Origin of the sequence: Larkinella insperata, assembly GCF_026248825.1 — a bacterium.
GTDB lineage: Bacteria > Bacteroidota > Bacteroidia > Cytophagales > Spirosomataceae > Larkinella > Larkinella insperata.
The window spans coordinates 6465137-6491433 of sequence record NZ_CP110973.1; the positions used below are offsets into that span (position 1 = coordinate 6465137).

The 26297-nt window shown below is 53.5% G+C and carries 18 protein-coding genes; 11 read left to right on the forward strand and 7 right to left on the reverse strand.

Features of this window, described 5'->3' with window-relative positions; all coding sequences use genetic code 11:
* Position 1 precedes the first annotated feature (1 nt).
* Together thiH and moeB are read left to right on the forward strand one after the other, a co-directional pair.
* Positions 2-1141: a 2-iminoacetate synthase ThiH gene (gene thiH, locus OQ371_RS25995; RefSeq protein ID WP_265991437.1), complete on the forward strand. Its 1140-nt coding sequence runs from the start codon at positions 2-4 to the stop codon at positions 1139-1141.
* A complete protein-coding gene (moeB, locus tag OQ371_RS26000) occupies positions 1138-2190 on the forward strand; it encodes a molybdopterin-synthase adenylyltransferase MoeB (protein ID WP_265991439.1) in 1053 nt (350 codons plus the stop codon). Before thiH ends, moeB begins: the two co-directional genes overlap by 4 nt.
* On the opposite strand, the gene OQ371_RS26005 is transcribed toward moeB, so the two are convergent.
* Entirely contained in the window at positions 2187-2771 is a 585-nt protein-coding gene (locus OQ371_RS26005; protein WP_265991441.1) for a thiamine phosphate synthase, read from the reverse strand. The two genes, moeB and OQ371_RS26005, sit on opposite strands and share 4 nt — an antisense overlap.
* A gap of 509 nt (positions 2772-3280) precedes the next feature.
* Here OQ371_RS26005 and OQ371_RS26010 point away from each other — a divergent pair.
* The gene (locus tag OQ371_RS26010; protein ID WP_265991443.1) at positions 3281-5206 is read left to right on the forward strand and encodes a PAS domain-containing sensor histidine kinase; all 1926 of its coding nucleotides are present in this window, start codon (positions 3281-3283) and stop codon (positions 5204-5206) included.
* A gap of 169 nt (positions 5207-5375) precedes the next feature.
* Here the strand turns inward: OQ371_RS26010 and OQ371_RS26015 are convergent, their stop codons facing one another.
* Both OQ371_RS26015 and OQ371_RS26020 read right to left on the reverse strand, forming a co-directional pair.
* A complete protein-coding gene (locus OQ371_RS26015) occupies positions 5376-7256 on the reverse strand; it encodes a cytochrome c oxidase subunit I (protein ID WP_265991444.1) in 1881 nt (626 codons plus the stop codon).
* A gap of 438 nt (positions 7257-7694) precedes the next feature.
* The gene (locus tag OQ371_RS26020) at positions 7695-7874 is read right to left on the reverse strand and encodes a hypothetical protein (RefSeq protein WP_265991445.1); all 180 of its coding nucleotides are present in this window, start codon (positions 7872-7874) and stop codon (positions 7695-7697) included.
* A gap of 1177 nt (positions 7875-9051) precedes the next feature.
* On the opposite strand from OQ371_RS26020, the gene OQ371_RS26025 reads away from it, so the two are divergent.
* The 3 genes from OQ371_RS26025 (at position 9052) to OQ371_RS26035 (ending at position 14155) form a co-directional block, all read left to right on the forward strand.
* On the forward strand, positions 9052-9306 hold the full coding sequence (locus tag OQ371_RS26025) for a hypothetical protein (protein WP_265991446.1): 255 nt from the start codon (positions 9052-9054) through the stop codon (positions 9304-9306).
* Between the two features lie 852 nt (positions 9307-10158).
* On the forward strand, positions 10159-11109 hold the full coding sequence (locus OQ371_RS26030) for a lectin-like domain-containing protein (protein ID WP_265991448.1): 951 nt from the start codon (positions 10159-10161) through the stop codon (positions 11107-11109).
* Positions 11110-11323: 214 nt separating this feature from the next.
* Positions 11324-14155, forward strand: a complete 2832-nt coding sequence (locus OQ371_RS26035) for a PAS domain S-box protein (protein ID WP_265991449.1) — start codon at positions 11324-11326, stop codon at positions 14153-14155.
* Between the two features lie 69 nt (positions 14156-14224).
* Here OQ371_RS26035 and OQ371_RS26040 read toward each other — a convergent pair whose 3' ends face one another.
* The 4 genes from OQ371_RS26040 to OQ371_RS26055 all read right to left on the reverse strand — a co-directional run bounded on the left by OQ371_RS26040 (position 14225) and on the right by OQ371_RS26055 (position 16981).
* Positions 14225-15037: an SDR family oxidoreductase gene (locus OQ371_RS26040; RefSeq protein WP_265991451.1), complete on the reverse strand. Its 813-nt coding sequence runs from the start codon at positions 15035-15037 to the stop codon at positions 14225-14227.
* Positions 15038-15071: 34 nt separating this feature from the next.
* Positions 15072-15824 carry a carboxypeptidase-like regulatory domain-containing protein gene (locus OQ371_RS26045; RefSeq protein WP_265991452.1) on the reverse strand — a complete coding sequence of 251 codons (753 nt, stop codon included), beginning with the start codon at positions 15822-15824 and terminating at the stop codon, positions 15072-15074.
* 188 nt (positions 15825-16012) lie between these two features.
* Positions 16013-16375, reverse strand: coding sequence for a hypothetical protein (locus OQ371_RS26050; RefSeq protein WP_265991453.1), 363 nt, complete (start codon positions 16373-16375; stop codon positions 16013-16015).
* A gap of 243 nt (positions 16376-16618) precedes the next feature.
* Positions 16619-16981, reverse strand: a complete 363-nt coding sequence (locus OQ371_RS26055; protein WP_265991455.1) for an MmcQ/YjbR family DNA-binding protein — start codon at positions 16979-16981, stop codon at positions 16619-16621.
* A 218-nt stretch (positions 16982-17199) separates the two neighbouring features.
* Between OQ371_RS26055 and OQ371_RS26060 the strand changes: the two genes are divergently transcribed.
* The 5 genes from OQ371_RS26060 to OQ371_RS26080 all read left to right on the forward strand — a co-directional run bounded on the left by OQ371_RS26060 (position 17200) and on the right by OQ371_RS26080 (position 26256).
* Entirely contained in the window at positions 17200-19902 is a 2703-nt protein-coding gene (locus OQ371_RS26060; protein WP_265991457.1) for a DUF5686 and carboxypeptidase regulatory-like domain-containing protein, read from the forward strand.
* Between the two features lie 249 nt (positions 19903-20151).
* On the forward strand, positions 20152-20517 hold the full coding sequence (locus tag OQ371_RS26065; protein WP_265991458.1) for a hypothetical protein: 366 nt from the start codon (positions 20152-20154) through the stop codon (positions 20515-20517).
* Positions 20518-20585: 68 nt separating this feature from the next.
* Positions 20586-21860 (forward strand): TolC family protein, encoded by a 1275-nt coding sequence (locus tag OQ371_RS26070; protein ID WP_265991460.1) that lies wholly within the window; start codon positions 20586-20588, stop codon positions 21858-21860.
* A gap of 24 nt (positions 21861-21884) precedes the next feature.
* Positions 21885-23012: an efflux RND transporter periplasmic adaptor subunit gene (locus OQ371_RS26075; RefSeq protein ID WP_265991462.1), complete on the forward strand. Its 1128-nt coding sequence runs from the start codon at positions 21885-21887 to the stop codon at positions 23010-23012.
* 127 nt (positions 23013-23139) lie between these two features.
* Positions 23140-26256 carry an efflux RND transporter permease subunit gene (locus tag OQ371_RS26080; RefSeq protein ID WP_265991463.1) on the forward strand — a complete coding sequence of 1039 codons (3117 nt, stop codon included), beginning with the start codon at positions 23140-23142 and terminating at the stop codon, positions 26254-26256.
* The last annotated feature ends 41 nt before the right edge of the window (positions 26257-26297 follow it).

The window sequence follows — 26297 nt, forward strand, 5'->3', positions numbered from 1 at the left end:
GATGTTTAGCGAACTACTGAAAAAATACAGCTGGTTGGATAGCCAGCGGGCCATTGCGACAAAAACCGCGCGGGACGTGGAAATGGCGCTGGCCCGAACCGACCGGACGCTGGCTGATTTTCAGGCCTTGATTTCGCCGGCGGCCGCTCCGTATCTGGAAGAAATGGCCCGCCAGAGCCACCACCTGACCCAGCAGCGGTTTGGCAAAACCATGCAGATGTACGCCCCGCTGTACTTGTCTAACGAGTGCCAGAACATCTGCACGTACTGCGCGTTTAGCGTGGACAATAAAATCCGGCGACGAACCCTGGCCGATGACGAGATGCTGCGCGAAGCCGATGCGCTGAAAGCGATGGGGTACCAGCACGTGTTGCTCGTGACGGGTGAGGCCAACCAGACTGTCGGGGTGCCGTACCTGAAAAATGCCATTCGGTTGTTGCGCAGCCGGTTTGCCCACATTTCGATGGAAGTCCAACCGCTCGACCAGGATGCCTACGAAGAACTGATCCCGGAAGGACTGCACACGGTGCTGGTCTATCAGGAAACCTACGACCGCGATAGTTATAAAATCCACCATCCAAAGGGGAAAAAAGCCAGTTACCGCTATCGGGTCGAAACGCCCGACCGGCTGGGCCGCGCGGGCATTCACAAGCTGGGGCTGGGCACCTTGCTGGGGCTGTCGGACTGGCGCACGGACAGCTTTTTTACGGCCCTGCACCTGCATTACCTGGAACGTACGTATTGGCAAACCCGCTACAGTCTGTCGTTTCCGCGTTTGCGGCCCATCGACGTACTGGGCGTGGAGGGGATAACGTCCCGAAATTTCAGCAACTGCCTGACCGACCGGGAGTTGGCCCAACTGATTTGCGCCTACCGGCTGTTCAGTCCCGAAGTCGAATTATCGCTGTCAACGCGCGAAAGTCCGACCTTCCGCGACCACGTTATTCGGTTGGGAATCACCAGCATCAGCGCGGGTTCGAAGACCAATCCGGGGGGCTACGTCGTGGAGCTGCAGTCACTCGAGCAGTTTGAAATTTCCGACGAACGTTCCCCGGCTGAAATGGCGGCCGTACTCCGGCGGGCCGGTTACGAGCCGGTCTGGAAAGATTGGGATTCCAGCTTAATGACCGTACATCCATGACCGAGATTGAACAGGAACGATACAGCCGCCATTTGCTCTTGCCCGAAATTGGGCTGGCAGGGCAGGAAAAGCTGAAAAGGACCCGGGTGCTGGTTATCGGCGCGGGTGGGTTGGGCTGCCCGGTGTTGCAATACCTGACCGCTGCCGGAATTGGGACGATTGACGTGGCCGATGGCGATACCGTCGCCCTGAGCAACCTCCAGCGGCAGATTCTTTTTTCGACCGCCGACGTTGGTAAGCCCAAGGCGCAGGCGGCAGCCACCCGCTTACGGGAGCAAAATCCGCTGATAACGATTCAGGCTCATTCGACCTTTCTAACAGACGAAAACGCCCTGGACTGGATCGCTGGTTATGACGTGGTGGTGGATGGCTCGGATAATTTTGCCACCCGGTATCTGGTCAATGACGCCTGCGTGATGCTGAACAAACCGCTGGTGTTTGGCTCGATTTACCGGTTTGAGGGGCAGGTGAGTGTGTTCAATGTCGGCGACGGCCCCACGTATCGCTGTCTGTATCCTGATCCGAGCGATCTACCTGCCTGCGCCGAAGCGGGTGTTTTGGGGGTGCTGCCCGGCATTACAGGCTGTTTGATGGCTAATGAGGTGATCAAACTGGTGACGGGTACGGGCGAATTGCTGAGCGGAAAACTGCTGGTTTTTAACGCGATGAAAATGAGTTTTCAGACCTTCGCGCTGGCGGCTGATCCGGCAAATAAAATCATCATGGAACTGTCGGCGGGGCGTTCGGTATGTGCTTTACCGGTTCTGGAAATCACCCATGCTGAATACCGAAAACGGCTAGCTCAGGCGCCTGATCTACAATTAATCGATGTGCGGGAGCCGGAAGAAGCCGCCCGGCGAACGTTAGGAGGTAAGCTGATTCCATTGCGCCAATTGCTGGCACAACCGACGCTCATCCGGGCCGACCAGCCCATTGTCATTTACTGCCAGTCGGGAATGCGGAGCCGGAAAGCCGTGGAGTTTTTGCAAGCGCAAGGTTTTCAACAAGTCGTTAGTTTACAAGGAGGAATAAACGCCGTACCTGTTTAAGCGAGCTGCTGAACCAACTGCCGCACGGCCTGAACCGGGTCCGGGCTTTCCCACAGAGCGCCGAGGACGGCCGCTCCGTCGAAGCCAACTTGTTGTACCTGGGCAATATTATCCGATTGAATGCCGCCTAAGCCGATTAGTTTGGGTAAGGCTTCGGTGGATTGACGGAGCGTTATAATTCTGTCGGCCTGTTCATCCAGCGTCAGGGTCGGGCCGTAACCGGGTTTGCTGATGCTGGGAAAAATCGGGCTGTAAAATACCATCTCAACGCGCCCGGCCAGCGCGGGCCAGTGGGTCAAGTCGTGAATGCTGGACGAGAAAGCCTGGCTGTCGGAGGAAATTGTCAGTCGGTCGAATTCCTTCCAATGGCGCTTAAAATGAGTATTGGGCACCGAAAAAGGCAGAATAAGCTGGGCGTGGTAGAGTTGTAAAGATTGCTTTTCTAACTGACGTCGTAGTTCGACCGAATCGAGCTGGCGAATGTACAGATACGAAAGTCCGGCTTGAAAGAGTGCCGGAATAGAGGCCCACAAAGTTGGGGAAAGTTTGGGAGTGGTTACACCAATCAAGTGGAAGGGCATGACTTCGGAGAATGATTATGGATTGCAAAAATAGGCGATTTGCCTGAAGGACCTTAGTTTTTAACCTCTGTACCTTACCGACTTCCCTCCCCTCCGGATGACGACTAATCAGGAACTGCCAACCCATTGATCTTTATTTTCCGGCTTCCCATGCGGTTCACTTTTGAAACCGTCTTTTTAGATCAGCAAGCCCAGGGCCATTCGCTCACTTTCAACCGGTTTCTTGCCCTCCCGCTTTTAAGTCTGTGTTCAAAAACAGCGTTTATGCCTAATTTTCAGACACGATGATGGAACCGAAAAGGCCGATTCTGAATCTACCGGACGTCGGTTGGAGCCGTCAGCGTCGGGATGGTAGTGATGGCGACGGCGACCGGAAGGCTGGCATTACTACCACGAAGACGGTGAGCCGCACCGCAACACGGAGTGATTTCACCGAACGGACTCATACCGATTCTTATCAGTCATGCCATTTCCTGTAATTCAGCGTTCGCTTTGCTTGTAACCATACGATGAAAAACCGTTCACTGTCGGCTGCTGGGCTCCTTAAGTCCGCGGGCTCCCCCTCCCCGGAGGTCATCCAGTATGCAGTCAATATCTGGGACGAGCAGCGTCGGCTAGTAGATTTTGAATGCATAAGAGCCAACGCTCCGCTGGGGACGGTTTTCGGCCTGGAACCGGTGGGTCGGCGGTACAGTGACCTCTGGGCAGTGGCTGGCGGAGCAAATCTGCTGGAATCGTTCAAGTGGGTGGCCGAAACCGGTGACCGGTTCGAGCAGGAAATCTGGGTTGGCGGCAATTCCGATAATCCCGACTACTGGTTTAACGTAACGGCCCGTCGATGCGCCAGCGGCCTCATCGTCAAGCTGAACGATATTACGGCTATCAAACGCGCGCAACGGCCGATGTCAGAGAGTTGGGAGTTACTGGAACAGGTAATGATTGCGTCCGGCATCGGCATTAAGCTACTGCAAAGCATTCACGACGAGTCCGGTACCCTGGTGGACTTCGCGATTGTCCAGGCCAATAAAGCCGCCCATCAACTCCTGCAAAGGACGGATCTGATCGGCAGACGCTGGTTAGAAACCTACCCACGGGACTGGCAAAACGGCCTTTTCCACCAACTAGTGGCCGTCAGCCAAACCGGCGAGCGTTTGCAAACCGATGTGCAACTGACACTGGCTGATCAACGGGTTTGGTATTCCCTGTCGGCGACCCAGATGCCGGACGGGATTGCCCTCACGTATCAGGATATTACCGATCGAAAACAGGCCGAAGAGCAGCTTCAACAAACGGCGGAGAATTTACAAGCCGTGCTGGATGCTTCTCCGACGGCTATCGGGTATGCCAAAGCGGTTTACGACGATCTGCCGGAACCGGTTGACTTCCAGATTGTGGTCTGCAACCAGAAGTTTGCCCAATTTACCGGCCTACCGCTGGAACAACTCCCGGGGCAATCGATCGCTTACTTATCGAAGCGGGTCTGGGGCAGCTTTTCCTCCCTGGAACCGCTAAACATGCTGCAGCAAACCGGGGCCGTCTTGTACCGGGAACGACAGGAAGAACTTACCGGCCAGCACCGCTGGCTGGGCATCGCGGCAACTCGCCACCAGGGTGGTCTGGTGCTGACTGCCCTCGATATCACGGACTTAAAAGAAGCCGAAGCGCAGCAGGCATCCTTACAAGGCCAATTAGCGCGCTCCCAGCAAACCCTGGAAGAACTAGAGCAACTTCGACAAAAGATACGCCAGCAGGGCGAGTTTCTGCGCTCTACCACCCACGACCTGCGGGGCAGTTTCGGTATTATTCAGGGCGTTACCCATCTGGTGAATCTGGCGGATACTGAACCGGAACGCTCCAACATCCTGCATATGCTGGAACGAAATGTCAGCCAAATGACGCACATGCTGACCCAGTTACTGGATTATGCCCGCTTACAAGCCGGTCAGGAAAAGGTGGAATTGGCCCGTTTCAATGTAAGCGACCTGTTGCACCCACTTCTTGATGGGATACAGGTTGTGGATGCCGAGCGGGGGCTTACCGTCAGCGCAGCGGGTCCGGAAAACCTCTGGGTCACGGGTGACCGGGTGAAAATCCGCAGGATCGTGCAAAATCTGTTGCTGAATGCAGTCCGCTATACCGGGTCGGGCAGCGTCCGATTAACCTGGGGAACGGGCGAAGAGCATTGGTGGCTAGGCGTCGAAGATACCGGTCCGGGTTTACCACCGGCCTTGATTTACCGGCTGACGGGACACTCCGCGACGGAAGACGAGGTGAAGTTCTATTCCTCGGCGGGTGGCGAAGGCATTGGCTTGTTTATTGTCAATCAGCTGGTTGATCTGCTCGGCGGACAGATAACGGTGGAAAGTCAGCTGGACCAAGGAACGCAGATTCGCGTGGTGCTTCCCCGGATCCAGGAGTCTACTCCTGCTCATTAAAAGAAAAAGCTGCTCCTCCCGCTGCGGCAGGAATGCGCAAAATCGGCGGATACAAATGCCCCGCTGGCAACGAAAATTGCCTTCACGCGCGACGACTATCGACCCGTGAAGGCAATACCAAATGTTGATCTTAAACCCATGTTCGGCGTCTCCGCCAGCGAAAACCCGCTTAATGCGCTTTTTTGAACTGATCGTTGAAGTTCTGGGCGTCAATTTCTTTCTCCTGAGCAATGAGCGCTTTTTCGTGGGGAAGATTTGATTCGGGCGTCAGGGAGTACGGAACATTCTGCGGAATGAAATCCTCCTTCGCCCCCGGTTTACTGTAATCATACGGCCAACGGTAAACCGCCGGAAGTTCGCCCGGCCAATTACCGTGACCCGGCTCAACCGGGGTGGTCCATTCCAGCGTATTCGCCCTCCAGGGATTCAGACCGGCTTTTTTCCCGAAGAACATACTACGGAAAAAGTTGTAAAGAAAAATCAACTGCGCAGCACCCGCGATAAAAGCCGCAACCGAAATAAAGACATTGAGATCGTTAAATTTACGAAACATCTCAAAATTGGTGAACGCGTAATACCGTCGGGGGAAACCGGCAATGCCCAGGTAGTGCATGGGAAAGAACACCAGGTAGATGCAGACGAACGTAAGCCAGAAGTGAATCTGGCCTAAGGTTTGATTCATCATCCGGCCAAACATTTTAGGAAACCATTGGTAAATGCCCGTCAGCAGACCAAAAGCGGATGCGGCCCCCATTACCAGATGAAAATGAGCTACCACAAAGTAGGTATCGTGCAGTTGGATATCCAGGGTGCTGTTTCCCAGGACGATGCCGGTCACTCCGCCGGAAATAAAAAACGAAACCATCCCGATCGCAAACAGCATGGCGGGGGTAAATACAATGTTTCCGGCCCAAAGGGTGGTAATGTAATTAAAGACTTTGACGGCGGAAGGAACGGCAATGATCAGCGTCAGGAACATGAAAATCGAACCCAGAAACGGATTCATACCCGACACAAACATGTGATGCGCCCAGACGATGAACGACAGAAAAGCAATCCCGATCATCGAAACAATCATGGCTCGGTACCCGAAAATTGGCTTGCGGGCATTGACCGAAATGACTTCTGAAGTAATGCCCAGAGCGGGCAAAATCACAATGTAAACCTCCGGATGGCCCAGGAACCAGAACAGGTGCTGGAACAGAATGGGCGTACCTCCGATTTGGGCCAGCGGCTCGCCACCGATGTATATTTCGCTCAAGTAGAAGCTGGTTCCAAACTGCCGGTCAAAAATCAGGAGCAACACCGCAGCGAACAGCACCGGAAACGAAATCAACCCCAGTACGGCCGTCAACAGAAAAGACCAGACGGTTAGGGGCAATTTGCTGAACGACATGCCACGTGCCCGCAGGTTGATCACGGTAGTGATGTAATTAATCCCGCCCAGCAATTGGGAGATGATGAAAAACGCCATGCTGATCAGCCACAGGGTCATGCCCAGGCCGGAGCCCGAAACCGCCTGCGGCAAGGCACTCAGGGGCGGGTAGACGGTCCAGCCCCCCATGGGAGGCCCGGTTTCGACAAACAGGGCGCTGAACATGATCAGGCTGGACAGAAAAAAGAACCAGTACGAGAGCATGTTCAGAAAACCCGAGGCCATGTCGCGCGCGCCGATCTGGAGCGGAATCAGAAAATTCGAGAAGGTGCCGCTCAGGCCCGCCGTCAGGACAAAAAACACCATGATCGTACCGTGCATGGTAACCAGCGCCAGGTAAAATTCGGGGTCAAGCTTACCGGATTCGTCGATCCAGTTTCCCAGAATTGGGCGCAGCCAGTCCAGCTTCGCACTTTGAAAGGCGAGCTGGATGCGAAAGAGCAGCGAAAGCATAACGCCCACAATCGCCCAAGCAATACCGGTAAAGAGGTACTGCTTGGCGATGACTTTGTGGTCTTCCGAGAAGATGTACTGTCGCCAGAAGGGCTGCTCTTCGTGGTGATCAAATTCGGCAGTTTCACTCGCTGCTGCGGTTTGTGGTAGTGGCGTTGCCATAGGTCAAAAAAGGGTATGATTCTTCTGCAGAAACTACCGCTTAACCAAACCGACATCTCATGAAAAATAAACTAAGGAACCGGCCCCCTGCGGTTGTTTTTCCGCCGTTGAAACCTGTTGGCCGGGGCCGCCGGCTAACGAAAAAAGTGGGAAAATGGGGCTGATCGCTCACGTCACGCAATTACAAACCTCCTCTTGTTCCAACGGCTCAGGACAGGCATCCGGACAGAAGATCGGCAAAGCTTCCTGCTACGACTAAGTGATAGTTTACGCCCCTGACCGATTCCGTGGAGATTCATTACCGGGCTGCGGGTAGGCCGAGCAAACTTACTGGTGCCAACGTGGTTGGCAGGCCGTTCCGATGCCGGATAGGCAGGACTAAGGAGAACCGTAGAGAAAATCGACTTTGGTTAGCCGGCTAAGAGAAACCGGCCCTTGTTATAAGCGTTCTGCGCTCAGGATTTGCTGGTATTCCAGCTCCAGCGTCCGCATATGAACCCCGATCGGTCTGCCGTCAAACGCTTCCAGCGGCAACTCAAAGCGCCTGCCGTCATCATCCAGCATAAAGATATGGTACAATTGAAAACCGGCTAGCAGCAAATCATTTAGGATATCCATATGCTGTTCAAGATGAGGAGAACAGAAGCTATGGGATTTCATTTCGCCTTCGGAAGATAATATGGAAAAAAAGAGCCACATTGTTCACTGATCACTAAGTAGATACTGAAGAGGTAAGGCAAAAAGGAAGCCAAACCTTTTTTATTTATGAATAGTAAGTAATCGGTATACCTGCGTGTAAGACGAAAGAACCCGGCCAGCTGGTCGGGTTCTTGATGTTTACTTATCAAAAATTCAGGCAAAACAGTCTATGCCATGACCGCTATTATACAGACGATTCCAGTTACGGCCATCAAAACAAGCACGGCCCATAGCGCGTGTTCATTAATTGTAGAATTAGGACGAATCATAAAGTAACAGTTACGGTAGTTAACAGACAACAAATTTACAAAAATCATCACTCGGTGTCCCTGTTTAACACCGAATTAAGCCAATTTTAACAGGCATTAAAATACGTATAAATCACCCCGAATCGAGCCCTTCCAGCGTACATGCCAGCTGTGCTTGCTTACTCGGTATCCATTTGAAGTTAAAGTAGTGGAAAGCTGAATGAATGACGTCAACGAAGCCATCGGATCAACGAGAAGCGGTGTTTGAACGGATTGAACTGACCGGTTGGTCTGCAGGAGCAAACCCGACTTAAAGGGGTAAAGCCGCCTGTAGAGCCCGCAAAATTTATTATACGCGCGCATTTTGACCCCATCCCGGCATCTTAATTGATAGTTAACCTACCGCAGGCGGTGCTCTTGGCCCCTCTCCTGCTTACCCACCGCTCATTTTTGATTTCAACTGCTGATGCCACAACCAATCAAACCACCCGATGGTCACAAAGACTGGATGGGTCCTATAATTTGGTCAGGCGTACTGCTGGGAGCTACCAGTACCTTAGGTGTACTTATCAAGTTATTGGTGCATTCAATTGCTTACGTCCTGGCTATTTTCGGCACAATGGGAACACTCGCGCTATTCTATCACTCGTATTTCAGAAGTAAAAAACCATGATTATCAGTCACCGGGCCACTGCTTCCTTTATGATTAGAAAGCCCTTTCCTGAAGGCCGGGCCTAGTTTTTGCTCCAACTTGATTAACGTACCCGGAAAAGTTCGGCCGAGTGGGCGTTATTAGCAGAAAGCCGGAGGAAAAGCTTTTTTTGAATTAGTTTCCCCAACTCAACGTCATGAAAAAGTATATCATTTTAATGGTGTCGCTCGCTACTGTTTTTGCTGTGGCGACACTGACCAGCACCGGTTTTCTCTCCACACTCTTCGGTGCGTTGACCATCGCGCTTGCTGCCTGCTCGGGTATGCTGTTATCCCATGCCCTGGTGGATGCCTATTACAACCCAATCCGAAAAGAACCCACTGCTACGTCAAAAACAACCCCGTTTCCTTTACAAACCCAAGGTTTATCGAAAGCATCCGCTCTCAAGTAAAACCGTAAACCCTTTTTATGAGGTTTAGTAGCTACTCCGAGGATAATTGATATCCCTGAGTTAGCCCGAGTTTATGTGCCCTCCCCTCAAGACATTACCCGGCTCACCAGCTCTTGAAAACGTTGTGCATTTCCTGTGGACAAATCCTTTTTTTTGAGAAATAATCTGGCTATTTTTCTTTTACTACCATTTCCTCAATTTATCAACGCAAAATAGCATTTTTCTTACCCAGGAATACTCAAATTTTTCGAACCGGTAAATTGCGTAAAAAACCGGATGTTGTATTCTTGCCGTAGTAAGTTGAACGCATGAATTTTTAATCGTAAGCATGACCTACCCGCATCTATCATGTTATATAGATTATTTTGGTAGAGCAAAGAGATTAAACGAGCGATGGGGCAAAAGAGGTAACGCACTAATTATATAGTCATTAATTACTAGACGTTAATACTTATATTCCCTTTCCTGTAAATTATGATCTTTCGGTTGGTACAATAGCATATTACCTTCATGTCCGGATAATCTAGCGGCCTGCCACATGGCTAGCAGGATTCGACCGATTTACCGGGGAAAAGATCTAATAATTGTCTGACAAATAGGCGCTTTTTATCGGACTATCTACAAAGCAACTCCGTATATTCACCGGAACAGGCAAACCATTCAACTCCTTAAACGGCCCCACTCCTGTCAGGTATTATTCCTAATTATATCTTTGTTAATTCGTTATAACTCTGTTAAATACCGTTTTCACTTCACAATTTTATGAAAGTATAGCACTATCTGTAGGATTTGCAGGTACTAACCATCTGCTTATTAACTTGAGGTAAGTATAGTACCAACGGTGCCATATCCATGCGATCGTTTCTTGTGCAGCTTCTATTGGCAGGGTATTTCCTAAGTCTCCCATCTTTCCTGTATGGGCAATACCAGCTCATGGGCAATGCCCAGCCGGGTCAGTCTACTAATTGCTATATCATGACAACCGACACCTCCATGCAGGCGAGTGCGGTCTGGAATACGCAGCCGATTGACCTTTCCCAATCCCGGAGCTGGGAATTTACCGTCAATCTGGGAAACAATCCGGAAGGGGGCGAAGGACTTGTTTTTGTCTTGCAGGCGCAGGGGCTGGGTGTTGTCGGTGATCCCGCGGGGTCTCTGGGCTATACCGGCATTCGCCCTTCCATCGGCATTGAGTTTGATACCGATACGGGTGGTTTTGACAACATCGCGATCAACAAGAATGGCACCATAACCCACGACCTGGCCAGCCCGGTTCCGGCCTTTTCAACGTTTGCTACCTTAAAAGACGGCCGTGACCATTTTGTCCGGATCGAATGGAACGCCCCGGCGACCACGCTCCGCATCTTCCTCGATTGTGAATTAAAAATGACCAAAACCGTTGATCTGGTCAAAGACATCTTTGGACGGAATCCGTTGGTCTGGTGGGGCATGACCGGCTCTACCGGCCCCGAGTCAAACGTAAACACCCAACGGGTCTGTTTTCAGGTTCCCGCCTGCTCACCGGTTGTTTATGTACCGGACGTTTTTTCCCCCAACGCCGACGGTAAGAACGATCATCTGGAAATTAAAACGAAGGACGATGTAGCCATTGACCTGACGGTTTTCAACCGGTGGGGAGAAATCGTTTTTCAATCCCATTCCCTGGAAAACACCTGGGATGGCACGTATCAGGATGCAGAATGTGCTCCCGGCACCTACACCTATAAGCTGATTTACCAGCGGGCTGACCTGACTGGCGGCACCCTCTACCAGCAAACCGGCCGCGTACTGCTGGTTCGGTAAACCCTAACCCGGCTGCGTCTTTTTTTTGCGGACCTCCTCCCACACAGTAGGCTACCGCTACCGGAAAAAACAAACGAATAAATCCGGTCTATTCATTTATGTTGGATAACCAAATAGCCTGAATACGGGTTTGTTTTACCAAAGACCGGGGCTGATTGTTCGCCTGTTTCTGCTTAATTTCGCTGTGGAGCAAGCCCTGAAGTAACGCTCGTTTATGAATAGTACGCAATCTCATCCGTCAGCACCCGCTGCTGATGACTTTAAAACACTTGTTGAGTCTTTTGCACGGGCTACTTGGGAAACCGATGCCGCCGGAAATTTTTCAACCGATTCTCCGGGTTGGCGGGCCTACACCGGCCAGAGCCGTGAATCCTGGCGGGACGCGGGGTGGGTGGAAGCCGTTCATCCCAACCAGCGCCAGCTAATTCGCGAGCATTGGCAGCAGGCATTGGCGCAACGCACGCCCCTCAACGTTGAAGCGCGCGTGAGCAGACCGGACGGCAACTGGCAATGGACCAACGTGCGGGCGGCCCCGGTCATCAGCGTCGACGGTTCAGCCAGCAAGTGGGTTGGAATGGGAATCGATATTTCCGCGCAAAAGCAAAGCGAACTGGAGCTGCGGGAGTCGGAAGCCACCTACCGTACTTTATTCGAAACCATGGATCAGGGCTTCTGCATCATTGAAGTTCTTTTTGATTCCACCGGAAAACCGTACGATTACCGTTTTCTGGAATTAAATGCCGCCTTTGAACAGCAAACCGGCCTGAAAAACGCCGTTGGCAAAACCATTCGCCAGTTTGCCCCTAACCACGAAGAGCACTGGTTTGAGATGTACGGCCGAATCGCTCTGACGGGCGAACCGGCCCGTTTCAAAGATTCCGCCGTGGCGCTCGGACGGTTTTACGAGGTGTACGCTTTCCGGGTGGGCGAACCCGAAAAGCGCCGGGTTGCAGTCCTGTTCAATGACATTCTTGACCGGATTATCGCCCGTCAGAAACAGGAAGAAATTCAGCGTCAGGTCCTGACGTTTTTTGAACAGTCCCCGGTGGGTATTGCCATCATCAGTGGTCCGGCACTGATCTACACCATGGTCAATCCTTTCTACCTGGAACTCGTGGGCCGAACCTACGACCAGATGATTGGCGAATCACTGCTGGACGTTCTCCCGGAATTGCGGGATCAGGGCTTTGATCAGATTATCCTAGATGTGATGAACACGGGCCAACCGTACAACGCCCGGGAAGTAGCCGTCGAGCTGATTCGTAACCAGCAACGGGAAACCATCTATGTGGACCTGGCCTTTCAACCCCAGTACGACGTTGATCGTAGTATTCTGGGCGTTATGGTGATTGCTACCGACGTTACGCAACAGGTCAAAACGCGCCAGTCGGTCGAAGCCAGCGAAGCCCGGTTGCGCTCGATCGTCGCCACGGCTCCGGCGGCAATGGGCCTGTTTGTGGGCCGGGATTTGGTGGTCGAACTCCCCAATCAGGCGTTTATTGATATTGTGGGCAAAGGACCGGATATTGTTGGCAAGCCCCTGCGCGAAGTCATGCCGGAGCTGGAGAACCAGGCGTTCCTGCAAATTCTGGACGATGTGTACACCTCGGGCAAGATGTACCAGAGCTTTGGCACCCAGGTTAACATTGTACAAGAAGGCGTGATGACCCACAATTACTACAACATCACGTATACTCCTCTGCTCGATGATCAGGGCCAGACGTACGCCATTCTCGATATTGCCATCGACGTAACCGAAGCGATCAAGTCCCGCCAGAAAATAGAAGAAGCCGAAAGCGCCCTTCGCGGGGCCGTTGAACTGGCCGAGCTCGGTACGTGGGAACTGAACGTAACGACGGGACGCATCACGTATTCCGATCGCATAAAATCGTGGTTTGGATTCACGAAGGATGAAGTCGAACACAGCCAGGTTTACAATCCAATTCACGAAGAGGATCGTCAGCGCGTGGCAACCGCCATTCAGGCTGCGCTTGCACCCGGCTCGCCGGGCAGTTACGATGAAGAATACCGGCTCATCGACTACCGTACCGGCCACGTACGTATTATTCACGCGCAGGGCCGGGTCTATCTCGATGATCAGGGCCGCCCCCTGAAAGTGATGGGCACCGCGCAGGATGTCACCCAGCAGCGGCAGCTGCAACTCGCCCTGGAACAGCAGGTTCAACAACGCACGGAAGAGCTGGCAGCTGCGAACGAGGAACTGGCAGCCGCCAACGAAGAGTTGCAAACGACCAACGAAGACATAGCCTCGATCAACGAACAGCTGCACGCGCTGGTCCACGATTTGAAGCGGTCCAACGACAATTTGCAGCAATTTGCTTACATCGCTTCGCACGATCTGCAGGAGCCCCTGCGCAAGATTCAGGCCTTCAGTTCGCTCCTGCAACACCAGTACGGCGAACGCCTTGGCCCGGATGGACTCGATTACCTGGAGCGGATGCAAACCGCCGGGGAACGAATGTCGGCCTTTATCCGCGATCTCTTGGCCTACTCCCGGATTTCAACCCGGCAGCAGAAACACAATGTGGTCGCGCTGAACGACATCATGGAGAAAGTTCTGCAAACCCTGGAGTTTCAGATTCAGCAAACCCAGGCGCAGCTCGACATTGATCCGTTACCGATGCTCAACGGAGACGCCAGCCAGTTGAGCCAGCTTTTCCAGAACTTACTCTCGAATGCGCTGAAGTTCACCCGCAAAGATGCGTCGGGTGTTTCGGTTCCGCCCCGCATTCAGATCAGGGTCTCCCAGGTTGCAGCCGGTGCCATTCCGGTCTGGGCGAAACCAATCAGTACGGCCGAGAACTTTCACCAGATTTGCGTGACTGATCACGGAATCGGGTTCGACAATAAGTACCAGGAGCGCATTTTTCAACTATTTCAGCGGTTGCACGGCAAGAGCGATTATGCCGGTACGGGCATCGGTCTGGCCATCTGTCAGCGGGTGGTCGAAAACCACGGCGGTACCATTACCGCCGATAGCCAGCCCGGCCAGGGAGCAACCTTTTGTATTTACTTACCGACCTGACAAAGAGCGGCCTGTACCCATAAACTAGTTACGTAATACAGTCTTGAACGATTAAACGACCGGACCGTTTTACGGCCCTTCGCGGTTGCGCACAATGCGGGAGAGCAGGCCCGGCAAAAACCGCTTCAAATAAATTCCGACGGTTTCACGGCCGCCGATATAGACCTCCTCTTTTTGGCGGGCAACGGCCTTCAGCAGACGCCGGGCAAAGACGTCCGGTGCCATGCCCTCCTGCTGGTTGGTGTCCATTTTGCCGTGAAGGTGCCCGGTTGCGTTCAGGGCCTGAAGGGAAAGGGGGGTGCGGATGTAACCAGGGCACACCAGGGTGATGTGCAGACCCGCCCGGTGAACCTCGGCCCGGAGGGCGTCGAAAAAGCCGTGCAGGGCGTGTTTGCTGGCGCAATAGCCCGAGCGGTACTTGGTTCCTAGTTTACCGGCTACGCTGCTGGTCACCACCAAATGACCACTTCCCTGAGCAAGCATGATCGGCAAAACGGCTTTGGTCAGGGCAATCGTCCCAAAGAAATTAACGTCCATCAGCCGCTGGTAAACCGAAAGATCGGTATCAACCACGGTGCTACGCTGGGAAATTCCGGCGTTGAGGTACAGAAAATCAATCCGGCCGAAATGCTGCCGAACCCGTTCAACGAGAGCAGGAAACTGGTCGAAGGCCGTAACATCCACGGGCAGCACCAGCACATCGGTTGCTGGCAACCCCGTTTGCCGGGCCACGCGTTCGAGTTCGTCCGTCCGGCGGGCCGATAGGACCAGCTTAACGGGATGATCCGGGCGGGCCATCCGGCTTACTTCAAGGGCAATGGCCTCGCCGATCCCCGACGAGGCTCCCGTAATCCAGACTATTTTGTGGGCGAGTACCGACATAAAAACCGTCTTAAAGAACGGCTAATATAGCGGCTTACAGCACACCAACCAGCAGGCCCAGCCGGAAGTGCTCCGATCCTTCAAAATCCTCGTCTTCGAACAGCGCCGTTACCGAGGCTGCGTAATCGCGGGAAGAATCCTGAACGCTGACGCCCAGGCGCTGACCGGTTACTTTATCGCGGGCCGAAATCTTGTATTTCCCGAGTGGAATATCCTTGACGTGATAGTCGCCCTGCGGCATCATCGTAACGATTTTTTTGCCCGTGCTACCGTCCACCAGCGGCCCCTCGGGTTCGAGCGTGAGCTCGATGTTTTCAAAAACGAGGTTATTAACATCGTGGTAGACTTCCAGCGTGGCCCCGAGTGGCGTTGCGGTTTCAGTATCATCAGCGGTCCGTTTGCCCGTCAGGCGAAAAACAAAATTCCGGACGACTCCTTCGTAGGGAGAAAACGCGCGGGTGTCTTCCTGGTACAAAGCCATCCGGTAGTTTCGGTTGTGGTACTTAACCGTTAGCGAACCGCTAAGCGTGTAGGAGCCTTCTGCAATACCCGTGGGAACTTTAAAGCGGTAGTTTCCCTGCGCATCGGTGTGGCCGGTAACGGTTTTATCATGAATGTCCTTGCTGTTTGCAATGATCTCGGCGTTGGCAACTCCCTGGCCCTGGCTATCGACCACCCGGCCCTGGACAATTCCCTGCTCGACTTTGGCGGGCGCCTGCGGCCCCTCAACCCCGGGCTTGGTACAGGCCACAGCCCCGAGCAGCGCCATCATTAAAAACTGTTTCATCGCGTTCATTGGAGTAGTAAGTTGTTGTTTACACAGCAAAGATGACTCGGTAAGCAGCTGGTTTTCAATACCTGCCTGTGTCAATTAGCCCAAAGGCTCCGTCAATTGTCGGCAACCGGGTATGAACTGAACAAAAAAGAGCCACACCCGTCGGGTGCAGCTCTCCGAAAGTCCGCTATCCAGTTTGCTTATTTCTTTTTGTTGCCGCCAAACCGGATGGTTTGTGCTTTGCCGTCTACCTGGGCGGTCCAGTTCAGCAACAGCGTTTTGGGCGAGGAACTGCCCGCATACCGAAATTCGCTTTTACCCTCGTTGGCCATGTAATACGAATTGGCCTGATGAACAACGTTGTCAATCACAAACGTGGTGAATCCGCGGCCACTGACTTCCACTTCGGAAGCCCCGACTTGCTTAATGGTCACATCGGCGTTCGAGTACGAAGCAACGCCTACATTATCCTCGACGCTCATAGGTCCCGAGAACGTTCCGCCCAGGGTCGGGCTGGCGTCTTTGTCTTTGCAGCCGCTCAGAGACGCCACAACTAGCAGCATTAAACCGATCTTTTTCATACGCATCATTCAAGAATGGAGTGTGGTTGACCTTAAAATGGTGTTTCGGCCCCGGGCGCTTTGTGATGTATAAAAAGCCCTCCAAAAGAGATTCAGACCGCATCAACCCCGGGATTCGAAACCCAAAATTGGAGATCAAGGACAAAAAAACGTCCCTTCATATGTTTGAATTGCGAAAAAAGGGGGGTCAACCTGCCAAAAAGCAAAATGATTTGTTTTCAATTGTCAGACGTTTTTCTGACCGGAAGCAGCCTGCTCATACGCTTTAAGCTGCCGCGAAGAAGCCACCCATCGCCAGGCTTTTTCCACCAGTTCGGCCATCACCTCCCGGCGCACCGTAGCCAGATCCACCAGCAGCACCGGACTGCTGCGGTAGTGGTCGGTCAGAAAGAACGTATCCGGCGCCTGTTCAAAATAAGCATCGCGCTGACCGGGATTCATTTTGATGACCAGCGTCTGCGCATCCTCCCGCAACCGCGCCATCAGCTTACGGCCCACGTGCAGCGAGGGTGTCCCGTAAGCCTGCCCCTCCACCACGCCGGGATAGTGGAGCGCCAATTCGCAAACCGCGTCATACGTTACTGCCATGTGAAAACGTTTTCTTCCAGACTATCAAAGTTTTATCCCGAACCGCATCACAAAGTAGATTAAAAGTAGGGTATTTGTCTTGCGCTGGCGCAACTTTGCCCCTTCCTTTTGCATCATACCGTAGAAATCTGCTCCTGTGGCGTCGGCTTATTCGGCATACCATTGCACCAGAACACCAAAATCGGTAGTTTTCTACCTGCGAACACACAGCCTGAACTATGAAATACCTGTTTAGCTTCTTCTTCACGTTTTGTTTGATTCAGTTTACAACCGCTCAGGGCATTCGGGGAACCATCAAAACCGCCAAAGGCGAGGTGCTCCCCTACGCAGCCATTGTTATAAAAGGAACATCAAACGGAGCCGTTACCAACGCGGAAGGTCGCTACGAAGTGCCGCTTAAACCGGGGAAATACGCCATCGTTTTCCAGTATTTAGGATTTCAGGCCCAGGAGAAAACCGTCGAAATCGGCAGCCAATGGCAGACGATCGACGTTACGATGGAAGAACAGGCTTTCCGGTTGCAGGAAGTACAGGCCCGCAAAGGCAAGGAAGATCCGGCCTACAGCATCATGCGCCGGGCCATCGCCAAAGCCAAGTACCACGAATTGCAGGTAATGAGCTACACCGCCCGGGCCTACACCAAAACCTCCTTCACGGTAACCGACCTGCCCATGCAGTTTATGTACCGGAAACAACTCAAAGAAGCGGAGAAAGACGGTTTCAAAATCGGCGTTCCGATGCTCTACGAATCGGTTTCGGAAGTAACGTTCCGGCAGCCTAACTCCTACCAGCACCGGCTCATGGCAACCCGCAGCTCTATGGGCGACAATGTTTCGATCAACGATTATTTTCTGTCGAGCTTCTACCGCCCGGAAGTCAACAAGGCCGTTTCGCCCCTGTCGCCCAAAGCCTTTGCTTATTATAAATTTGAGTACCAGGGCACTTTCAGCGAACGCGGCATCGACGTGAGCAAGATTGCCGTCAAACCGCGTTCATACGGCGAGGGCGTTTTTCGGGGGACCCTGTTTATCATTGAAGATACGTGGGCCATTCACAGCCTGCAGCTCGAAACCCGTAACCCGCTGGGCTTCGACATCAAAATCCGGCAGGTTTACAGCCCCGTCCAGAACGTCTGGCTGCCGGTCAACCAACGGTATAACCTGGATGGTAAAATCATGGGAGCCGCCGGCAACGCTCAGTTTGTGATCAGTCAGACGTTCAGCAAACTTCAGGTTAATCCGGCGTTTGTGGAAGAAGTCAAAATCATTGACGAAAAAGTTGAAAAACCGGCGGTGCGGCTGTCGAACAAAGACATCAAGGGGCAGAAACTCGAAGACAAAATTGCCCAGCAGAAGGAATATTCGGCCAAAGATTTCAGAAAATTGCTGAAAGAATACGAAAAACAGGAGTACCAGGCCAAGAAAGAGCGGAACGAAGAAGCGGATGTTGCGCGCAACGACTCCACGGTGATCGACTCGCTGGCCAGTAAACGCAGCAACGCGTTCTGGGATTCGCTCCGGACGGTTCCGTTGACCTCGGCCGAGATCAAAAGTTACGTCAAACGGGACAGCCTGACGATTGTGCGGAAAATTGAAGTGCAGAAAGACAGCACCAAAGCCGTGAAGGATTCGACCCGCAAGCAGCGTTCGAGCAAGACCTTCAAGCCGGGTCAGCTCCTTTCGGGTAACACCTGGAACTTCAGCGGCCGAACCGCGCTGACCTGGGACAGCCCCCTGGAAAAGGTTTATTACAATACCGTCGAGGGATACACCTTCGATATGGGTCTGCGACTCCGCTATCACCTCCGCAAACCGCAGAAAGATTCCACGCGTCGGCGCGTTACTTACAAACCGACGCCCGACCTGACCGTGGGCGGGGCAGGCCGTTATGAGTTTGGCCTGAAGCGACTGATCGGCACCGGAGGCATCACCTACAACTACAAAACAACAAACCTCAGCCTGACGGGCGGGCGCTGGGTCAATCAGTTCAACCCCAACGAACCCATCAGCCCGTTTCTTAATTCGATCACGAGCCTGCTGTTCGAACGAAATTTTGCCAAGCTTTACCAGCGGGATTTCCTGCGGCTGGGCGTGGCGGCTCAACCCTTCAAAAGCCGCATCAGCGTAACGAGTAGCCTTGAATACGTCCAACGAACCGAACTGGCGAATTACCGGGAGGACCTGAAGCCGTGGATCAACTGGAACCAATACAGCTTCACGCCAAACCGTCCGGCAAACGCGGAATTGATTTCGGCGGGTTTTCCGGAAAATCAGGCACTTATTTTCAACATCGGCGTGTCGGGCAAACTGGCGGCTACCCAATACCGGGTTCGCAACGGTCGGCGGGTGGCCAGCCGCAACAACAGCCCCGAACTGACGCTGAACTACCGCAAGGGGATTCCGTTTCGGTCCGGCGCGGTCGAAGCCAGCGACGTGGATTACGATTTTCTCCAGGCCGGTTTGAGCCATTCCTTCGAAACCGGCATCCGGAGCCGGTTGAGCTACAACGTTTCGGCGGGGGCCTTCCTGAACGACAAAGCCGTGTTCTTCCCCGATTTCAAGCATTTTCAGGGCAACGAGTTCTTCCTGCAACAGGGCGACCCAACGGCCATCTTCCGGATGCTGCCGTATTACCAGTACAGCACCGGCAAGCGGTTTTTCGAAGGGCACGTGCTGATGGAATACCGCAAGTTTCTGATCACGCAACTGACGATGGTGCGGTTGACGGGCCTGAAAGAAAATCTGTTTGTTCATTACCTCGGCACGCCCAACTCCCGCAACTACACCGAAGTCGGCTACGCACTCGACGGCCTGATTCCGGGCATTTTCCCGTTCTTCCGGGTGGAAGTCATTTCGCAGTGGCAGGACTGGCAGTATCAGAAGCTCGGTTTCCGCATTGGCACGACGCTGAAATTCCGATAACCCCACCCTCCTTCAACTCCCTGGCGGGGTTGACGCTGAATAGCCCCGGATGCAATCCGGGGCTACCCCAACATACGGACCATCTTGACGGTCACGCCCGGCAATCCGACGTGCCCCGCGCGCAGTGCGGGGCTATTGACAGTCAACCCCTGGCGGGGTTGGAGGTACGACCATTTTAACCTTCTTTTAACAGCAATTTTATCCGGTTTAAATCTTGACATGCTTTGTTTGTATCAAGAAGCAAAGCCAATGCGCATCTCTCGCAACATCCTGTTAACGGTCGGCCTGCTGTGGGCGGTACTTTTCCGGGTCTACCCGTCGGTAGCCGGAACGGTTTCTGCTTCGGATTTCGCCAGACAGAACACGGTTAACCAGGGAACGCACGCGGCTAAGCCTTCCTCTGATGCGGTAATTTATCTGGCTCAGGATGAAGACGAGCAACAGGCTCCGAGCGTTCATCCGGACTTTTTGCCCACGCTGCCGGTCCAGTGGCAACACCTGCTGCTGGCGTCACTTTGGCTCCTGCCTCTTCTAACGTCCCCTGACCGAAAACCGGCCAGCCACACCCCACCTTACTACCTGCTCTACTGCTCGTTACGCATCCCTTCGGCCTAACTCTACCGAGCATTATTCTATACGCCAACCGGCAAATTCTCTCTTAAAACAGCTTTAGAAAATACACCATGAAAAGGATTTTTCTTTTCGTGTTTGGGTGCATCCTGTGTAGTCCGTTGGTATCGTCTGCACAAAGCGATACGTTGCGGCTTACCCTGCCCCAGGCCGAAGCACAGTTCCGTCAGAACAACCTGCAACTGATGGCCACCAAACTGGGCGTCGATGAAAATAAAGCCTACGAGTTTCAGGCCAAACTCTGGAACAACCCGACCCTTTACGTCGAGCAGATGCCTTACAATGCCCAGACGAAGGAAGTGATGCCGCTGCGGCAGCGGAATTCGGAGCAGGTGGTTCAGGTTCAGCAATTGCTGTTGCTGGCGGGCAAACGCAACAAACAACTGGCCATTGCCCGCACCAGCACCGAACTGGCCAACGACCGTTTCTTCGACTTGCTGCGGACGCTGAATTATCAGTTGCGGGCCACGTTCTACGATCTTTATTACAACCAGCAGGCCCTCGGGGTCTACGAACAGGAAATCGGCACGCTCCGGCAAACCGTCAGCCTCTTTCAGCAGCAGTACGACAAAGGCAACATCCCGCTGAAAGACCTCGCCCGGCTGAAAGCATACCTGTTCAACCTGACCACCGAGCGCCAGCAGTTGCTGCTGAAATTGACCGACGACCAGGCCGACATGGCCCTCTTACTGAATGCCAGCCCTTCTGTAACCTTCCAACCCGTGCTGGAAAATACCGAGGCCATTCAGCCTGCCGTCGGTCAGCTTAACCTGAACGAATTGTACAAACTGGCGGAAAAAAACCGCTACGACCTGAAAGCCTACCGCGATCTGGCCATTCAGGAGAAGCAGAATCTGGCGCTGCAAAAAGCGATGGCCGTCCCGGATTTGTCGCTTCAGGCCACCTACGACCGCAACGCGGGCTACATTCCGAATTACGTGGGCGTGGGTGTGGGCATCAATCTGCCGGTTTTCAACAAGAATCAGGGGGCCATCAAAGCCGCCACTATCCGGACCCAGAGCAGCCAGCAGGCTACCAATGCCTACGCGCTGCAGGTGGATACCGACGTTCGGCGGGCTTACCAGAAAGTTCAGCAAACCGATCAGGTTTACCGCACCTTCGACCAGAAATTCAACGGCGACTTTGGCCGGCTCATCGAGGGCGTCACCGCCAATTACCGCAAACAAAACATCGACGTGGTGGAATTTCTGGACTTTTTCGACTCCTACAAAGCCAGCCAGATTCAATACAACCAGCTGCAAAACAACCGGATGCAGGGCCTGGAAGAACTCAACTTTGCCGTCGGCACGAACCTATTCACGAAATAATACACGGTTTTAAACCGTACCGTCATGAAAGCGAATCATCTCTTAAAACCGTCTCTGAAATCGTTCTCCAAACCGGCCGCCTGGCTCCTGGCGGGTCTGCTGGTAACTCAACTGGTGGGTTGCCAGTCGTCGGCCACGCCCGAATCCAACGGCGACGAAGTCTCGCAGCGAAAAGTCGATCTGCTGGCAACGGCCAAAATTGACACCGCCAGGTTGTTGCCCGTTAATAACGAACTGAATCTCACCGGAAAAATCACCTTCAACCAGGACAAAGTTGTGAAAGTGTTTCCGCTGGTGGGTGGTCATATCGAAGAAGTAAAAACCGACCTCGGCGACTTTGTCAAGCGCGGGCAGACGCTGGCCATCATCCGGTCCGGCGACATGGCCGATCTGGAGCAGGAAGCCGTAGCGGCCAAAGGCCAACTGGCCGTGGCTCGTAAAAACCTGCAAGTGACCGAAGACATGTCGAAAGCCGGTCTGGCCGCCCAAAAAGACCTGATTGCCGCCCGCGAGCAAATGCAGGCGGCCCAGGGCGAGGTCAACCGGGTGGCAGCCCGCAAAGGCATCCTCGGCGGTTCGGGCTCCATTTACGTGGTGAAAGCCCCGACGGACGGTTTTGTGGTCGAGAAAAATGCCGCGCAGGGCATGGAACTCCGCTCCGATGATCCCGAAAACCTGTTCACCATCTCCAACCTCGATCAGGTCTGGGTGCTGGCCAACGTTTACGAATCGGATCTGGCCAACGTTAAAGAAGGCTACGCGGCCACCATCACAACCCTTTCCTACCCCGACCGCGTTTTCAAAGGAAAGATTGATAAAATTTTCAACGTACTGGACGCCGACAGTAAGACCATGAAAGTACGGGTCACGCTGCTCAACGCGGATTATACCTTGAAACCCGAGATGTTTGCCAACGTGCGGGTGGAATACGCCGGACAGGAACAACGGATTGGCATACCGGCCAAGGCGATTGTGTTCGACAAAAGCCGCAATTTTGTCGTGGCCGTCAATAGCCACAACCAGCCGGTCGTGCGCGAAGTCGACATCTTCAAAACCATCGGCGATATCGCCTACCTCAACAGCGGTTTGAAACCCGGCGACCGCGTGGTAAAACAAAATCAACTCTTGATTTACAGCGCGTTGGGCAACTAAGAGAAGTTATTTCGCGGAGTTAAGCGGAGCAAAATTAGAATTTAGCAGAGCGGTAATTTTCTCCGCTCAACTCCGCGAAACAACCTTAGCTTCCTCTTTCCTCCACCACTCCTTTCCACCTTCTTCCATGAATAAGTTCATCAAAAATATCATCTCGTTCTCGCTGAAGAACCGGTTCTTTATTTTCTTCCTGACAGCGCTGGCGATCGTTGCGGGTTTCATCAGCTACCAGAACACGCCGATTGAAGCCTTCCCGGACGTTACCAACACGCAGATCACGATCATCACGCAATGGCCGGGCCGGAGCGCGGAAGAAATTGAAAAGTTTGTCACCATCCCGATTGAAATCGGACTGAATTCCGTGCAGAAAAAAACTGACATCCGCTCAACCACCCTCTTTGGTTTGTCGGTGGTCAAAGTGATGTTCGACGACGGGGTTGACGACGCCTTCGCCCGCCAGCAGGTCAACAATTTGCTGAGCAACGTCGATCTGCCGGAAGGACTGAAACCCGATGTGCAGCCGCCCTACGGCCCCACCGGCGAAATTTTCCGCTATACGCTCAAAAGCAGCACCCGCACCAGCCGCGAGCTGAAAACCATGCAGGACTGGGTCATTGAACGGCAACTGAAAAGCGTACCGGGCGTGGCTGATGTGGTGAGTTTCGGCGGAGAAGCGAAAACCTACGAGATTTCGGTTGATCCGCGCCGGTTGCTGGATTACGGCATTACCCCGCTCGAACTCTACCAGGCCGTCGCCAACTCCAACGTCAACGTCGGCGGGGATGTGATCGAAAAAAACGCGGAAGCCTACGTCGTGCGCGGTATCGGTCTGCTGAAAAATAGCCAGGACATTGGCAATATCATCATCAAAAACGCCAACGGAACGCCCATCATGGTCCGCAACGTGGCGCAGGTGTCGGAATCGGCCCTGCCGCGGCTGGGTCAGGCGGGCCTGACGCGGCCCGGTCGCGATAACCAAAATGACGTGGTGGAATGCATTGTGGTGATGCGCAAAGGTGAAAACCCGAGCGAAGTCATTGAAAATGTGAAGGCAAAGATCAACGAACTGAATACCAGCATCCTGCCGTCGGACGTTCAGATCGACACGTTCTACAACCGCGAAACGCTGATTCACTTCGCTACGCACACGGTTACGCACAACCTGATTGAAGGGCTGGTGTTCGTCACGGTTATCGTCTTTTTGTTCATGGCCGACTGGCGGACCACCATCACGGTTTCGATCATCATTCCGCTGGCGCTGCTGTTTGCGTTCATCTGTCTGCGGCTGAAAGGCATGTCGGCCAACCTGCTTTCGATGGGCGCCATCGACTTCGGCATCATCGTAGACGGCGCGGTGGTGATGGTGGAAGGAATCTTCGTGACGCTCGACGAGATGGCGATTCACAACGGAATGACCAAGTTCAACAAACTCGCCAAGTTGGGCATCCTGCGGAAAACCGGCACGGAGATGGGCAAGGCCATTTTCTTCTCCAAACTCATCATTATCACCTGCTTGATACCGATTTTCTCGTTTCAGAAAGTGGAAGGCAAGATGTTTTCCCCGCTGGCCTGGACGCTCGGTTTCGCCTTATTGGGGGCGCTGATTTTCACGCTGACGCTGGTGCCGGTGATGGCGAGTTTTCTGCTGAAAAAAGACGTTCGCGAAAAGCACAATCCGGTGGTCGAATTTATCACCCGGAATGCGACCAAAGCCTTCGGGTTCACGTTTGCCCACAAAAAACTGAGTTTGCTGGTGGCCGCCGGGTTGGTCGTGGTGGGACTGTCGGGTTTCAAACTGCTCGGAACCGAGTTTCTGCCCGAACTGGACGAGGGGTCGATTTACGTGCGGGCCAGTATGCCCATGAGTATTTCGCTGCCCGAATCCGTCAAGCTGACCACGCAGATGCGCCACGTTTTCGAGGAATTTCCGGAAGTCAAAGGCGTCATCTCGCAGACCGGTCGCCCGAACGACGGCACCGACCCCACGGGTTTTTACAACATCGAATTTCTGGTGAGCATTTTCCCGAAAGAAGAATGGAAGAGTGGAATAACGAAGGAGCAGTTGATTGCTCAGATGCAGAAGAAACTGGCGGTTTTTCCGGGCGTCGATTTCGGTTTCTCGCAGCCGATCATGGACAACGTGGCCGAAGCGGTTTCGGGGGTAAAAGGCTCCATAGCCGTCAAAGTGTACGGCCCCGACCTGTACACGCTGGAACGGAAATCCACCGAAATTGAAAAACAACTGGCAACCGTCGACGGCATCACTGACCTGGGCGTGATCCGCAACATTGGTCAGCCGGAACTGCGCATTGAACTGGACGAACGGAAGTTAGCCCTCTACGGTGTGGATAAAGCCAACGCCCAGACCGTGGTGGAAATGGCCATCGGTGGAAAAGCCGCTACCCAGATTTACGAAGGGGAACGCAAGTTTGACCTCCGGATTCGTTACGACGAACCGTTCCGCTCAAACGAAGCCGAAATTGGCAACCTGATGGTGCCGACCAACAACGGCACGCAGATTCCGATCAAGGAAATCGCCAAGATTTACACCCAGACCGGCCCCATCCTGATTTACCGCGAAGGCAACCAACGCTACGGGGCGGTGAAGTTCTCGGTCCGGGGCCGTGACATGGGCAGTGCCGTCACCGAAGCACAGCAGAAAGTAGCCGCCAACGTGAAACTGCCGCAGGGCTACACCATCAAATGGGCGGGTGACTTCGAAAACCAGCAACGCGCGACGGCCCGGCTGGAACAAGTGGTACCGATCAGTCTGCTGGGGATTTTCTTTATCCTGTTTGTCTTGTTTGGCAACGTGAAAGATGCCGGTCTGGTGCTGTTCAACGTACCGTTTGCCATCATCGGCGGCATTGCGGCCCTGCTCATCACGCATGTTAACTTCAGCATTTCGGCCGGTATCGGCTTCATCGCCCTGTTCGGAATCTGTATTCAGAACGGGGTCATTCTGATCTCGGTGTTCAAGAAAAACCTGCATAACAAGCTTAGTCTGGATGAATCCATCCGGCAGGGCGTGGTTTCGAGGGTGCGGCCGGTGGTGATGACGGCCATGATGGCGGCCATTGGGTTGATCCCGGCGGCTGTGTCAACCGGCATCGGTTCCGAAACGTCCAAACCGCTCGCCATCGTCGTGATTGGCGGGCTGATAACGGCCACATTCCTGACGCTTTTCATCTTCCCGCTGGTGTTTTACGTCTTTTACCGACCCAAAACGCTGGTGACCGTTTAAAAATATTTTGGCAATGTTTTAAGAGAATCGGTACAGACCCG

What these genes read in the sequence shown, in the direction of transcription:
- OQ371_RS26065 (WP_265991458.1), top strand. Translation starts at nt 20,152, where the DNA reads ATGCGCATCTCTCGCAACATCCTGTTAACGGTCGGCCTGCTGTGGGCG.
- OQ371_RS26075 (WP_265991462.1), top strand. Translation starts at nt 21,885, where the DNA reads ATGAAAGCGAATCATCTCTTAAAACCGTCTCTGAAATCGTTCTCCAAA.
- OQ371_RS26055 (WP_265991455.1), bottom strand. Translation starts at nt 16,981, where the DNA reads ATGGCAGTAACGTATGACGCGGTTTGCGAATTGGCGCTCCACTATCCC.
- OQ371_RS26030 (WP_265991448.1), top strand. Translation starts at nt 10,159, where the DNA reads ATGCGATCGTTTCTTGTGCAGCTTCTATTGGCAGGGTATTTCCTAAGT.
- OQ371_RS26040 (WP_265991451.1), bottom strand. Translation starts at nt 15,037, where the DNA reads ATGTCGGTACTCGCCCACAAAATAGTCTGGATTACGGGAGCCTCGTCG.
- OQ371_RS26010 (WP_265991443.1), top strand. Translation starts at nt 3,281, where the DNA reads ATGAAAAACCGTTCACTGTCGGCTGCTGGGCTCCTTAAGTCCGCGGGC.
- OQ371_RS26035 (WP_265991449.1), top strand. Translation starts at nt 11,324, where the DNA reads ATGAATAGTACGCAATCTCATCCGTCAGCACCCGCTGCTGATGACTTT.
- OQ371_RS26050 (WP_265991453.1), bottom strand. Translation starts at nt 16,375, where the DNA reads ATGCTGCTAGTTGTGGCGTCTCTGAGCGGCTGCAAAGACAAAGACGCC.
- OQ371_RS26045 (WP_265991452.1), bottom strand. Translation starts at nt 15,824, where the DNA reads ATGAAACAGTTTTTAATGATGGCGCTGCTCGGGGCTGTGGCCTGTACC.
- moeB (WP_265991439.1), top strand. Translation starts at nt 1,138, where the DNA reads ATGACCGAGATTGAACAGGAACGATACAGCCGCCATTTGCTCTTGCCC.
- OQ371_RS26080 (WP_265991463.1), top strand. Translation starts at nt 23,140, where the DNA reads ATGAATAAGTTCATCAAAAATATCATCTCGTTCTCGCTGAAGAACCGG.
- OQ371_RS26070 (WP_265991460.1), top strand. Translation starts at nt 20,586, where the DNA reads ATGAAAAGGATTTTTCTTTTCGTGTTTGGGTGCATCCTGTGTAGTCCG.
- OQ371_RS26015 (WP_265991444.1), bottom strand. Translation starts at nt 7,256, where the DNA reads ATGGCAACGCCACTACCACAAACCGCAGCAGCGAGTGAAACTGCCGAA.
- OQ371_RS26025 (WP_265991446.1), top strand. Translation starts at nt 9,052, where the DNA reads ATGAAAAAGTATATCATTTTAATGGTGTCGCTCGCTACTGTTTTTGCT.
- thiH (WP_265991437.1), top strand. Translation starts at nt 2, where the DNA reads ATGTTTAGCGAACTACTGAAAAAATACAGCTGGTTGGATAGCCAGCGG.
- OQ371_RS26005 (WP_265991441.1), bottom strand. Translation starts at nt 2,771, where the DNA reads ATGCCCTTCCACTTGATTGGTGTAACCACTCCCAAACTTTCCCCAACT.
- OQ371_RS26020 (WP_265991445.1), bottom strand. Translation starts at nt 7,874, where the DNA reads ATGGATATCCTAAATGATTTGCTGCTAGCCGGTTTTCAATTGTACCAT.
- OQ371_RS26060 (WP_265991457.1), top strand. Translation starts at nt 17,200, where the DNA reads ATGAAATACCTGTTTAGCTTCTTCTTCACGTTTTGTTTGATTCAGTTT.